This window comes from Cellulosimicrobium sp. XJ-DQ-B-000 (assembly GCF_031119065.1).
Taxonomy (GTDB): Bacteria; Actinomycetota; Actinomycetes; order Actinomycetales; family Cellulomonadaceae; genus Cellulosimicrobium; species Cellulosimicrobium funkei.
The window spans coordinates 238,499-250,717 of the sequence record NZ_JAVHYN010000002.1 but is presented as its reverse complement, the minus strand read 5'-3'; the positions used below and the strand labels follow the sequence as shown (position 1 = coordinate 250,717).

The 12,219-nt window shown below is 76.0% G+C and carries 12 protein-coding genes; 5 read left to right on the top strand and 7 right to left on the bottom strand.

Annotated features, from left to right (window positions below):
- Nucleotides 1-110 precede the first annotated feature (110 nt).
- A complete protein-coding gene (locus RDI86_RS05005) occupies nt 111-821 on the top strand; it encodes an antibiotic biosynthesis monooxygenase (RefSeq protein ID WP_308820861.1) in 711 nt (236 codons plus the stop codon).
- Nucleotides 822-850: 29 nt separating this feature from the next.
- Complete coding sequence (locus RDI86_RS05000) at nt 851-2,452, top strand: mechanosensitive ion channel domain-containing protein (protein WP_308820860.1); 1,602 nt, start codon at nt 851-853, stop codon at nt 2,450-2,452.
- A 54-nt stretch (nt 2,453-2,506) separates the two neighbouring features.
- Here RDI86_RS05000 and surE read toward each other — a convergent pair whose 3' ends face one another.
- From surE to RDI86_RS04975, 5 genes are all read right to left on the bottom strand, one after another.
- A complete protein-coding gene (gene surE, locus RDI86_RS04995; protein WP_308820859.1) occupies nt 2,507-3,280 on the bottom strand; it encodes a 5'/3'-nucleotidase SurE in 774 nt (257 codons plus the stop codon).
- Between the two features lie 67 nt (nt 3,281-3,347).
- On the bottom strand, nt 3,348-4,358 hold the full coding sequence (locus tag RDI86_RS04990) for a 1-phosphofructokinase family hexose kinase (RefSeq protein WP_082774835.1): 1,011 nt from the start codon (nt 4,356-4,358) through the stop codon (nt 3,348-3,350).
- Nucleotides 4,359-4,367: 9 nt separating this feature from the next.
- Nucleotides 4,368-5,255 (bottom strand): glycerophosphodiester phosphodiesterase family protein, encoded by an 888-nt coding sequence (locus RDI86_RS04985; RefSeq protein WP_308820858.1) that lies wholly within the window; start codon nt 5,253-5,255, stop codon nt 4,368-4,370.
- 97 nt (nt 5,256-5,352) lie between these two features.
- Nucleotides 5,353-5,916 carry a TIGR03086 family metal-binding protein gene (locus RDI86_RS04980; protein WP_308820857.1) on the bottom strand — a complete coding sequence of 188 codons (564 nt, stop codon included), beginning with the start codon at nt 5,914-5,916 and terminating at the stop codon, nt 5,353-5,355.
- 121 nt (nt 5,917-6,037) lie between these two features.
- The gene (locus RDI86_RS04975; RefSeq protein WP_308820953.1) at nt 6,038-7,096 is read right to left on the bottom strand and encodes a 2,3-butanediol dehydrogenase; all 1,059 of its coding nucleotides are present in this window, start codon (nt 7,094-7,096) and stop codon (nt 6,038-6,040) included.
- 268 nt (nt 7,097-7,364) lie between these two features.
- Here RDI86_RS04975 and RDI86_RS04970 point away from each other — a divergent pair, with 268 nt between their 5' ends.
- Nucleotides 7,365-8,510 carry a VanZ family protein gene (locus RDI86_RS04970; RefSeq protein WP_308820856.1) on the top strand — a complete coding sequence of 382 codons (1,146 nt, stop codon included), beginning with the start codon at nt 7,365-7,367 and terminating at the stop codon, nt 8,508-8,510.
- Here the strand turns inward: RDI86_RS04970 and RDI86_RS04965 are convergent.
- Nucleotides 8,497-8,679, bottom strand: coding sequence for a hypothetical protein (locus RDI86_RS04965; protein ID WP_308820855.1), 183 nt, complete (start codon nt 8,677-8,679; stop codon nt 8,497-8,499). The genes RDI86_RS04970 and RDI86_RS04965 overlap by 14 nt on opposite strands.
- A gap of 264 nt (nt 8,680-8,943) precedes the next feature.
- On the opposite strand from RDI86_RS04965, the gene RDI86_RS04960 reads away from it, so the two are divergent.
- On the top strand, nt 8,944-10,557 hold the full coding sequence (locus tag RDI86_RS04960) for a class I SAM-dependent methyltransferase (protein WP_308820854.1): 1,614 nt from the start codon (nt 8,944-8,946) through the stop codon (nt 10,555-10,557).
- 199 nt (nt 10,558-10,756) lie between these two features.
- Nucleotides 10,757-11,362 carry an ASCH domain-containing protein gene (locus tag RDI86_RS04955; protein ID WP_308820853.1) on the top strand — a complete coding sequence of 202 codons (606 nt, stop codon included), beginning with the start codon at nt 10,757-10,759 and terminating at the stop codon, nt 11,360-11,362.
- A 243-nt stretch (nt 11,363-11,605) separates the two neighbouring features.
- Here RDI86_RS04955 and RDI86_RS04950 read toward each other — a convergent pair whose 3' ends face one another.
- Nucleotides 11,606-12,208, bottom strand: a complete 603-nt coding sequence (locus tag RDI86_RS04950; RefSeq protein WP_251176484.1) for a pyridoxamine 5'-phosphate oxidase family protein — start codon at nt 12,206-12,208, stop codon at nt 11,606-11,608.
- Nucleotides 12,209-12,219 lie beyond the last annotated feature (11 nt).

Sequence of the window (12,219 nt, the reverse complement as noted above, 5' to 3'; positions counted from 1 at the left end):
GCCCGGCCCGGCCGCCGCGCGCGTCGGCCCGCGTCCCGACCCGCGGGACGATCCGTCCCGCGCCCGCGCGCGTTCACGACCCGGAAACACCCGCCGCGTTCACTCGTCCCATGACCCACGACGTCCCCGGGGACGCGCGGCGGACGGGCGGCGACCCCGCCCGCGCCGTGCCCCCGTACCCGCCCGCCCGACCCCGCTCCGGCCCGGCCCTCGCCGGCGCCGGTCCCGTGACCGTCGCGATCGAGCGCCGCGTCCGGCCCGAGAACGTCCCCGCCGTCACGCGCTGGGTGCAGGACGGGGTCAACCTCGCCAACCGCTACCCGGGCTTCCTCGGCTCCGGCTGGGTGCGCGCGTCCGCCGGGTCGCACGACTGGCACATGCTCTACCGGTTCGCGGACGCCGCGACGCTCGACGCGTGGGAGACCTCGCCCGACCGGGTGGGCTGGCTCGCGCGGGGGCGGGACCTCGTCGAGGAGACGCGGGTCGAGCGCCGCACGGGCATCGAGGGCTGGTTCGACACCCCGACGTCTCCCGCGCCGTCGAGCGCGTCGGTCGTCGCGGCGCCGCCCCGCTGGAAGCAGTCCGTGAGCATCTGGCTCGGGTTCTTCCCGGTGAACCTCGCGTTCACCGTGCTCGTCGGGAGCCTGGTCCCGGCGTGGGACGAGGTGCCGGTCGTCCCGCGCGTGCTCGCCACGACGCTCGTCCTCACGCCCGTCATGACCTACCTCGTGCTGCCGCGCGTGACGCAGGTGCTCGCGCCGTGGCTGGCCCGCCCTCCGCGGTCCCGGGCGCCCCGCGTCCGACGCGCGGCCCGGAGGTGACGGTCTCGCACCCTGCCTAGCCTGGGGGGATGGACACCGAGCTCGAGAACACGACCGACGTCCTGCTCACCCTCGGTGCGGTCGCGGCGGGCGTGGTCCTGGCGTTCGTGCTGGGGACGGTGATCTCCGCGGTCGTGCGGCGGGCCGGGCGGCGCAGCGAGCTGGCCCGGGACCTGTCGCGACGGCTCCGGCGGCCGGACCGCGCGGTCCTCACCGTCGTCGCCGTCTGGATCGCCGTGCGCGTCACCACCGACGCCGGGACGCCGTGGCGGCCCGCCGTCGAGCACCTGCTGCTCATCGCGCTCATCGTGGTCGGGGCGTGGTGGGTGGGCGCGATCGCGTTCGTGCTCGAGGACTCCGCGCTCCAGCGCTACCGCATGGACACCGCGGACAACCGGCATGCGCGCCGCGTCCGGACGCAGATCACGGTGCTGCGGCGGCTCACCGTCGCGGTGATCGTCGTGTGCGCGGTCGCGGGCATCCTGCTGACGTTCCCCGCAGCGCGCGCGGCGGGGGCGAGCCTCCTCGCGTCGGCCGGGCTCATCTCGATCGTCGCGGGGCTCGCGGCGCAGACGTCGCTCGCCAACGTCTTCGCGGGCATGCAGATCGCGTTCACCGACGCGATTCGCGTCGACGACGTCGTGGTGCTCGAGGGCGAGTGGGGGCGCATCGAGGAGATCACGATGACGTACGTCGTCGTGCACCTGTGGGACGACCGTCGGCTCATCATGCCGTCGACCTACTTCACGACGACGCCGTTCCAGAACTGGACGCGGCGCGCGGCCGACCTGCTGGGCACGGTCGAGCTCGACCTCGACTTCGAGGTGCCGGTCGGCCCGATGCGGGCCGAGCTGCGGCGGCTGCTGGGGCTCACGGACCTGTGGGACGAGCGCGTCGGCATCCTCCAGGTGACCGACGCCGTCGGGGGCCTCGTGCGCGTGCGCGCGCTCGTCAGCGCGCACGACGCCCCGACGCTGTTCGACCTGCGGTGCTTCGTGCGCGAGGGACTCGTCGACTGGTTGCAGCGCGCCGCGCCCCAGGGCCTGCCGCGCACGCGGCTCGAGCGCGCGGTGGACGCCCTGGACCTCGACGGGCCGGACGAGCGCGACGGGCTCGGCGCGCCGGACGGGGCCGACGCGCCCGGTGGCCCCGGCCGCGACGCCACGGACGACGGCGGTCCCGTCGCCCCGGCGCGGCCGCCCCGGCTCCCCGCGGAGCGCGGTGCGCGCCGTGCCGACGCGCCCGTCGTCCTCGGCACGATCCGGCGCGCGGGCCGCGGCGCAGGCGCCGCGCCGAGCGAGGACCCGACGCGGCTCGTCGGGGTCGTGCCGGGCCCGGACGACGGCGCAGGTCGTCCCGGCCCCACCGGGCCGACCACGGCGGACGGGGGCGTCGACGCCGAGGCGCCGGGCAGCACCCGGCCGCTGCCCGCCGTCGGGCACGACGACGACCTGCCCGAGGCCGCGGAGTCCGCCTTCTTCAGCGGGACGCCCGAGGGCGAGGAGCGCTCGCGGGCCTTCGCCGGACCCGGCCAGGACGTCATCGAGGAGCGCGAGCGCACCGCCGAGCACGAGACGGTGCCGGACGAGACCCCCGACCACGACACCGGCGACGGTCGAGCACGTGGTTGACGACCGGATCGGCCGCGACGCGGTCGCGGATCCCGTGCTGGACGGCGAGGGTCGTCAGGCCAGGGGCGGGAGGGTGGGGATGTCGACGCTCGCGTCCGCGTAGGGGGCGACGAGGAGCGTCGCGGTGGCCCAGCCGCGCGTGAGCAGGCCGGTGTCGGAGTCGGGCTCGGAGTGCCGCTCGGTGCCCGAGTACTGGAGCACGAGGTGCCGGTCGCCGTCCTCGTGGATGTTCGCCTGGACGAGGCCGAACGACGCGAGGGGCGCCTGCCGCAGCCCGCGCAGGCGGTCGGGGGCGACGTCGGGCACGTTGACGTTGAGCGTGCGCCGGTCGAGCGGGACGTCGGTGGCGCTCCTGTCCATCCAGGCGAGCACGTGGTCGGTGACGAGCCGCGCGGTGTCCCAGTGCCGCGGCTCGGCGGCGTCGACCGAGACGGCGAGCGACCGGATGCCGTGCGTCATCGCGGACAGCGCCGCGCCGACGGTGCCCGAGTGCAGGATCGCGTTGCCCGTGTTCGCGCCCTTGTTGGCGCCCGAGAGCACGAGGTCGGGCCGCGGGCCGAACCCGCCGTACGCGGCGACGAACGCGATGAGCGCGGGGGCGGCGCGCACGGCGTAGGAGGTGACGTCGTCGGGCAGGCCGGGGGAACTACGCGGCTCGACGGCGAGCCGGCCGTCGCGCTCGGCGCCCAGCAGCGCGGCGCTCGCCCCGGACGACTCCCGGGCGGGTGCCGCGACGACGACCTCGTACCCGGCGTCGAGCGCCGCCCCGGCGAGCACCGCCAGGCCGGGGGAGTCGATCCCGTCGTCGTTGGTCACGAGTGCGCGCACGCGGTCCTCCTGAGGGTTCGGGTTCGGGTCCGGGTTCTGGTGCGGGGCCACGCTCCGCGGGCCCGCGTCAGGTCACGTCCTCGACCGTGACGCTGCGCGCGAAGCGCTCGATCTGGTCGCGGCGGCCCGTCCCGAGGCCCCGCCGCGTGACGTTGAGCGCCCCGGCCGCGGCGCCGAGCCGGACGGCGTCGGGCAGTCCGAGCCCGCGCCCCAGCCCGACGGCGATTCCCGCCGTCATCGAGTCGCCCGCGCCGCGGTGGTCGACGGTCGTGACGCGGGGCGTCGTGACCCGGTACGTGTGCTCGCGCGTGACGAGCAGCGAGGGGTCGTGCGCGCGGGACACGACGAGCGCGCGCGGGCCGGCGTCGACCATGGCGCGCGCGGACCGCAGGAGCGACTCCTCGGACTCGTCGTCGCTGAAGCCGCCCTCGACGAGCTCCTCGTGGCTCATCTTGAGCACGACCCCCGGCGCGTCGGCGACGGCCCGGGCCTGGTCCGCGGAGAGGTCCGCGACGACCTGGCGGTCCGAGGCGTGCAGGTCGTGGGCGAGGCGCCGGAAGAACGACGCGGGGACCCCGACGCCGGTCTCCGAGCCGGTGAGGATCGTGACGGCCGCGTCGAGCGCGCTGACCAGGACGGTGCTGTAGAGGTCGTCGACCTCGTGCCGGTTCAGGGGGTAGGGGTCCATCGTCACGAGCTCGGTGCGCTGCCCGCTGCGCCGGTCGTGGACGAACGCCCCGTTGCCGCCGGTGCCGACCGTGCGCAGCTCGAGGTTCTCGGTGCGGGCGAGGTGCGCCGCGACGCTGCCCGTCTCGCCGCCGAACGGCCCGCAGACCACGACGTGCGCCCCGAGCGAGTAGGCCATGCGCGCGAGCCACAGGCCCTGGCCGCCCGGGTGGACGTGCACCTCGGGCGACGTCTCGGTCGGCCCGGCGGGCTCGATCTCGATCGCGAGCAACGGGGTCAAGGCGAGCACGCACACCGCGGGCGACCGGGGCGCGCCGCCGGTCGCGGCAGGGCTCGTCGCGGTGCCGGGCGGGTGCGCGCCCGGGGGCGTCGGCGGGGTCGTCGCGCTCATCCGTCGAGGCTAGGGCGACGCGGCGAGGTCCACCTCTCGGGCGCCCGCGTGCGCGGCGGGGCCGAGCCGCGCGTCGAGCCAGCCGACGAGGCGGTCGGGTCGGTCGGTCATGATGCCGTCGACGCCCTGGACCAGGAGGTCGTCCCACTCGTCCGGCGTGTCCGCGGTCCAGACGTGCACGCGCAGGCCCGCGTCGCGCAGCGTCTCCACGAGGCCCGGCTCGTGCGCGAGGAGCGCGACCTCCGGGTGGCACCCCACGACCCCGAGGTCCGCGCACACCGCGACCAGCTCGTCCAGGCTGTCCGGGTGCAGCGCGAGCAGCAGCGCCCGGTCGAGGTGCGGCGCGGCGTCGCGCAGCGCGGCGACCGTGGGCGGCCAGAACGACTGGACGACCACCCGGTCCCCGATCCCGGCGGCGTCCACGACCCCCGTCACGAGCGCCGCGTCGTCCGCCGACCACACGCCCTTGAGCTCGACGAGCAGCTCCAGCCCGGGCCGCTCCGCGACGAACCGCGCCGCCTCCTCGAACGTGGGGACGCGCTGGCCCGCGAACGCCCGCGCGAACGACGACCCGGCGTCCAGCGCGCGGACCTGCGCCAGCGTCAGTCCGTCCACGCGGCCGGTGCCGTCCGTCGTCTCGTCCACGACGTCGTCGTGCAGCACCACGACGTGCCGGTCGGCCGTGAGGTGCACGTCGAGCTCGATCGCGTCCGCGCCCGCGCGCCACGCCGCCTCGAACGCCGCGAGCGTGCTCTGCGGAGCGACGGACGAGTTGCCCCGGTGCCCAACGACGAGCGGCCGGCCCGCGCGGTCGGCGGCCGGTTCGAGGAGCCGGGCGCGACCCGGTGCGCCGGGCGGCTCCGCCGGCGTCCGGGGTGCGGTGCGGTCGAGCGGCATGGGGCCAGTCTCGCGCGCGGCGCGCCCGGCCGTCCTGCGCAGGACGCCGCGCGCCGGACGTTCCGCCGACGTTCACCCGGTCGTCGTGCGGCGGCGGTCAACGCGCGCGGCCGGTGAGCGCGAGGAGGCGCGTGAGGTCGTCGGCGCCGTCGTCGACGTCGAGGGGACCGCGGAAGAGCGGGCCGGGCTCGAGGAACGTCGAGCGCGCCTCGGCGTAGCGCAGCGCCCACGCGACGAGCGCCGGCTCGACCTCCTCGTCCCCGCCCGTCGCCCGGGCCAGGTCCCAGGCGTGCACCACGAGGTCGAACGTCATCTGCGCGCAGTACTCCGCGCCCGACTCGTCGCCGTACGAGAGGTGCACGCGACGGTCGAGGGCGTCCGGCGCGAGGAACGCCTCGCGCGCCTGGACGGACGCGTCGACCCAGCGGTCGACGGGATCGTCGCCCAGCACGTCGCCGTCGAAGACGCCGCCGACGTCCTCGATCCAGCGGCCCGAGAGGAGCTCCGGGGCCCAGAGCTGCTCGGCCGTGACGTGGTTGACGAGGTCGCGCACGGTCCAGTCCGCGTCGGGCGTGGGGAGCGGCCAGCGGTCGTCGCGCAGCGGGCGCACGAGCGCGTCGAACGCGCCGATCGCGTCGCCGTGGGCGGCGAGGACGTCCATGCGGGCCTCCCGGGGCCGGGTGCTGCGGTGCTCCTCCACCGTGGCACGCCCTGCCGCGCACCGCAGGTCGAGCAGCGCGGCCCGCGGCCCCCGGGGACGGTGGGGGCCGCGGGCCGCCGTCTCACACCGACACGACGATCTTCACGTGGTCGTCCTTGTGGTCGATGAGCTCTCGGTACCCCTTCTCCACGACGTCCTCGACGGCGATGCGGCTCGTCACGAACGGGGCGAGGTCGACCTTGCCCTCCTGCACGAGCCGGATCACGGCCGGGTGGTCGTCCGCGTACCCGATCGCGCCCTTGATGGTCAGCTCGCGGAGCAGGACCGTCATGACGTCGAGCGTCGGGGGCTCGGAGAACAGCGCCACGATCTGGAGCGTGCCGCCCGCCTTGAGCGCGTGGATCAGCGTGTCGAGCACGGGCTGCGCGCCCGAGCACTCGATCGCGACGTCCGCGCCGCGGCCGTCCGTGAGCTCGAGGACGCGCGCGGCGACGTCGACCTCGCGCGGGTCGAGCACGTCGTCGGCCACCCCGGTCTCCAGCGCCTTGGCCTTGCGCGCCCCGCTCACCTCCGTGACGATCGCGCGCGCCCCGATCGCGTGCAGCACGGCGCACGTGAGCAGGCCGATCGGCCCCGCGCCGCCGACGAGGACCGTGTCGCCCGCCTGCGCCCCGGAGAGGCGGACGCCGTGGTACGCGACGGCCAGCGGCTCGATGAGCGCCGCCTGGTCCAGCGGGACGTCGCCCACCGGGTGCACCCACCGCCGCTCGACCACGACGTGCTCCGCCAGCCCGCCGCCGCGGCCGGAGATGCCGATGAAGCCCATCTTCACGCACGCGTTGTAGAGCCCGTCGCGGCACGGCGGGCACTCTCCGCACACCATGAACGGCTCGACGACGACCGCGTCCCCGACCGCGAGGCCCTCGACGCCCTCGCCGAGCTCCTCGACCACGCCGGAGAACTCGTGCCCGAACACGACGGGCAGCGTCTCGCCCGACAGGGGGTGCGGCTGCGTCTCCGACGGCGCCGGCGGGAACGGGCCCTCGAGGTAGAGGTGCAGGTCCGAGCCGCAGATCCCCGTCCACGCGGGCCGGATCTTCACGGTCCCCGGCCGGGTCTCGGGCTCCGGGACGTCCTCGATCCGGAGGTCTTCCTTGCCGTGGTACCGCGCCGCCTTCATCGTGCTCACCTCGTCCGTCGTGCCGCGCGCACCGGTCGGTGCGCGGCGGCCGGTCCCGGACCGGTCCTCGGTGCACCCGCGGCGACCCCTGGTTCCCGACCGCACCTCCACGGTAGGCCGGAGGCCCCGCCCCGGGCCGCGCCGAAGGTCCCGCCGGACGAGGCCGGTCGTCGTCGGCCGCGATACTGGGGCCCGTGACGCCGAACCCGACCCCGGACCCGACCGTGACGCGCGCCGCGCACCGTCCCGCGCAGGGCGGAGCCCGCGCGTGACCGACCGGTGGACGTGGCCCGCGTACGTCGGCCTGCTCGGGGGCGCCCTGCTCTTCGCCGCCTTCCTCGTGCCCGCGCTCGCGTGGCAGTACCGGCGGTACGGCCGCCTGAGCGGCCGACGTCTGCTCGGGGCGGCCGCCGTCGCGGTCTACGGGGTCGCGCTCGTCGCCTACACGCTCCTGCCGCTCCCGAGCGGCGACCTCGCGCGGTGGTGCGCGCAGTACGGCGTCGCGGGCGCCGAGCTCGTGCCGTTCCACTCGCTCGCGGACGTCCGACGGGACACGGCCGGGCTCGGGCTCGGCGCGACCCTGCGCAGCACGGCCGTGCTCCAGGTGGTCTTCAACGTCGTCCTGTTCGTCCCCTGGGGTGTGCTCGTGCGGCGCTACCTCGGCCGCGGGGTGCTCGTCACGACGCTGTCCGGCCTGCTCGTGTCGCTCCTCGTCGAGACCACGCAGTACACCGGGATCTTCGGGATCATCCCGTGCTCGTACCGGGTCGCCGACGTCGACGACGTGCTGACCAACACGCTCGGCGCGCTCCTCGGGGCGCTCGCGGCGCCCCTCCTGCTGCGCTGGATGCCGCGCGCGGGAGAGCTCGAGGCGCGCCGGGAGGAGGCCCGGCCGGTGACCGTCTGGCGGCGGTGGCTCGGGATGCTGCTCGACGCGCTGCTCGTCACGGCGCTGGGCGTCGTGCTGCAGGTCGCGTACCGCACGGTGCTCTACGCGCTCGGGCGCCCGCTGCCCGACGGCGCGGACTGGGCCCAGTGGCTGCTCGGCACGCTCGTGCCGTTCGTGGTCGTGTTCGTGGTGCCGACGTTCCTCGGCAGCGGCGCCTCGTGGGGCCAGCGGACGGTGTGGCTCGCCCCGCGCTGGGCCGGACGGCGCGGCACGACGGCGCAGCGCGTCGCCCGCGCGGCGGCGGGCGGAGCCCTGTGGGGCGCGCTCGGCCTGCTGAGCGACCTGCCGGCGGGCCTGCCTGCGGCGGTGGGGGTGGCCGCCTCGGTCGCGGCGCCGCTCGCGGCCCTGTTCGCGGTGGTGTCGGTGGTCGCGGTCCCGTTCACCCGCGGGCGCCGCGGGCTCTCGGGTGCGGTGAGCGGGGCAGAGCTCGTGGACGCGCGGGAGGTTCCGGTCAGCCCTCGGTGATCAGCCCGACGAGCAGGGCGACGGCGCCCCACACGACGAGGCCGCCGCCGACCGCGATCGCGATGCCGCTCGCACCCGTCGACCCGGCGCGGCGCGCGCCACGGGCGGCCGTCGCGGCGACCGCGAGGCCGGACACGACGAGCACAGCCCCTGCCACGATCCAGAACATCGCCCATACCGTCGCATACGGCGCGCCCTGCTGCATCGTGGACGGCCGTCCAGGTCTGGCGTGTCGCGTCGTGCGAACACGTGCCCGGACCCGCACAACCGCACCGTTCCGCGCCTCGTGAGCGCCCGTGCCCCGGACGCGGGCCCTGCGGGTGCTGCGTCCGGCCGCCCGAGACGTGAGACGGGTGGCGCCCAGGGCTGCGGCTGTCGGCCCGAGAGGTGAGACGGGTTGCGCCCGGGTGCCGGCTGGCCGCACCGTGTGCGGGTGCCCCTCCCCACCGACGGCCCGCCCGTGCGCCGCATCCTCTTCCCCGGCCGCCACCACGTCGTCACGCGATACCAGGTCGACTACCTCCGGGCGCTGCGCGCCGGTCTCGTGCACGACCTCGACGGTCGGCGCGTGCGCTGCACCCCCGACGTCGAGGTCGTCTGGGTCGTGACGTCCGCCAACCACGCGGGCACGCGCCGCAACCCGCTGCCCGGGCACCGGCGCGAGGCGCTCGTCGAGAACGTCACGACCCGGGAGGGCCTCGCGTCCGTCGTCGTGCCCGTGCCCGACGTCGCGCCGGACGACCGCTTCGCCCACCTCGTCGTGACGAGCGTCGCGACCGCGACCGGCGTCGCGCCCGAACCGGCGGACACCGTCGTCGCGTGCTCGACGCCCGCGCTCGTCGACGCCTACCGCGCCCTCGGCTACCGGGTCGCGGGGGTCGAGCTCGACGCCGCCGAGCCGGGCGGTGACCTCCCCGCGCGGCCGTGGGACGTCGTCGAGCAAATCGCCGCGGGGGACGAGCGCTGGCGCGACGTCGCGCACCCCGCCGTGCCGGAGTTCTTCGCGCGCTACCGGTTCGTCGAGGACGTCCGGCGCATCTTCGCCGACCCGGTCGTGTCCGGCGACGGCGACCTCACCTCGACGCGCGACTACCGCACGTACGCCGCCGCGTTCGAGGACGCGTCGGCGCGCAAGTGGGCCCAGGTCGCCCCGCACGTGCGGCCCGGGCGGATCGTCGACATCGGGTGCGCGACGGGCGGCCTCCTGGAGCACGTGGCGCGCGAGCCGCGCTTGCACGAGTCGGACCTGTTCGGCGTCGACGTCGCGCGGCACCTCGTCGCGGAGGCCGAGCACAAGAAGGCGCAGGGCGTGTTCGCGAACCCGCACGTGTGGTTCGTGCAGGCCAACATCCTCGACCGGTCCGTGATGCCCGACGCCTCCGTCGACACGACCCTCACCGTCGCGCTCACGCACGAGGTGTCGTCGTACGGGGACGGCGTGCGCGACGTCGAGACGTTCGCGCGCCGCGTCCACGCGCACACGCGGCCCGGCGGCGTGTGGATCAACTCGGACGTGTGCGGTCCCGCGGAGCCGGACCGGGTCGTCGTGCTCACGCTGCGGACCGACGACGGCGCCCCCGCGACCGGCGACGGCCCCGGCGGCGCACGCACCGACCTCGACGAGCTCGCGCGCGAGGACGTCGCGGCGTGGGTCGGGGCGCTCTCGACCGACGCCCGGCTCGTCCAGTTCGCGTACGACTTCCCCCGCCTCTCCGGGGCAGAGTTCCGGCCCGAGCGCGTGCGCCCCGGGTCGTGGCGGCTCACGCTGCGCGAGGCGATGGAGTTCCTCACGCGCAAGGACTACGTCGACAACTGGCTGTCCGAGAGCCACGAGCGCTTCTGCGACCTCACCGGCCCCCGGTGGGCCGACCTCCTCACCGCCGCCGGGTTCGAGCTCGAGCCGGGGAGCGGGGCGTGGCGCAACGAGTGGGTCGTCGAGCACGCGTTCACGCCCGTCGCCGCCCTGCACGACGCTACGACCGGCGAGCCCGTCGACTGGCCCGACACCCACGTCCTCACCGTCGCCCGCCGCCCCGAGCTCGCCTGACCTGCCCGCACTGCCGAGGTAGAGCCGCAGTCGCGCGGGCTCGCGCGAAGTAGAGCCCAGGTGGGCCGAGGTAGAGCCCTGGTCGCGCGAGGTAGAGCCCAGGTGGGCCGAGGTAGAGCCCAGGTCGTGACCTCGGCTCTACCTCACCGGACGGGCTCTCCCTCGGGAGGGCGTGGCGGCGTGGTCGTAGGCTCGGAGCGTGCTCCTCGACGCCCGCACGCTGCGCGGCCTCCAGGACGGGACGGTGACGCTGGCGTTCCGCCGCTGGACGACGCCGCGCGTGCGCGTCGGGACGCTCCAGCGCACGCAGGTGGGCGTCGTCGAGGTGACGTCGGTCGAGCGCGTGCCCGTCGGTCCGGACGGCGAGCCCGTCGTGTCCGACGACGAGGCCCGCCTCGCGGGGATGACCTCGCCCGAGCGCGTGCTCGCTCGGGGCGCCGGGCGCGAGGGGGACCTCTACCGCGTGGGCCTGCGGCTCGCCGGCCCGGACCCGCGCGTCGCGCTGCGCGAGGACGCGGACCTCGACGAGGGCGCCGTCGAGCAGCTCCGCACCGCGCTCGCGCGGAAGGACCGGGCCGCCGCGGAGCCGTGGACGCGCCGGTACCTCGAGCTGATCGGCACGCACGAGGGCGTCGTCGCGCGCGAGCTCGCCGCCGGGCTGGGGATGGCCCGCGACGACTTCAAGGTGCGCGTGCGCCGGCTCAAGGAGCTCGGCCTCACCGAGAGCCTCGACGTCGGGTACCGCCTCTCGCCGCGCGGGAGGGCCTACCTCGCCGCGACGGCGGACGAGCGGCCCGCCTCGTGAGGTCGAGCTCCCTCGCGGGGCCAGGCCTCTACTCCGCGCGACCAGGCCTCCACTCCGCGCGACCAGGCCTCTACCTCGCGGACCTGGGCTCTACCTCGCGAGACCCCGCCTCTACCTCGCAGAACCAGGCCTCTACCTCGGCGAGGTAGAGGCCCGGTAGTGCCTGTCGGCGAGACGTGCGCGCGGGCGTGCGCCGCGGGCTCTCGGGTGCGCACGCACCGAGGAGCCCGGCGTCATGAGGCGTCAGCGCCCGAGGGCTTCGCGTGGCGTCGTGGTCTCCACGGTGTGCGAGCCGTCGCCGATCGCCGGGAGGCCGTCGATGCTCGTGGTGTTCTTCGTGACGCGGTAGGCCTCGAGCTGCTCCGGGGTCTTGCGGTCGGCCCAGCGGTCGAGCAGGTCCCGGTCCTCGACGAGGGCCATGCGCGGCACGGAGAACCCGCACGAGTCGGAGACCCGCGTCACGTCGACGACCACGACGCCGCGCTGACCCGCTGTCTCGCGCTTGGGGAAGCGGGCGCGCAGCGCGTCGAACTCCGGGCTGCCGGCCTCGACGTACCGGCCGGTCCCGTGGAAGCGGACGATGTTGGGCGGACCCTCGAACGCGCAGAACATCACGACGATCCGGCCGTTCTCGCGCAGGTGCGCGGGCGTCTCGGCGCCCGAGCCGGTGTAGTCCAGGTAGGCGACGCGGTGCGGACCGAGCACCGCGAACGTCCCGGCCATGCCCTTGGGCGCGACGTTCACATGACCGTCCGCGGCGAGCGGCGCGGTGCCGACGAAGAACACCGGCTGCGCGAGGACGAACGCCGCCAGCCGGTCGGTGATCTCTGCGTGCACGGTGGCCATGAGGGGAGTCT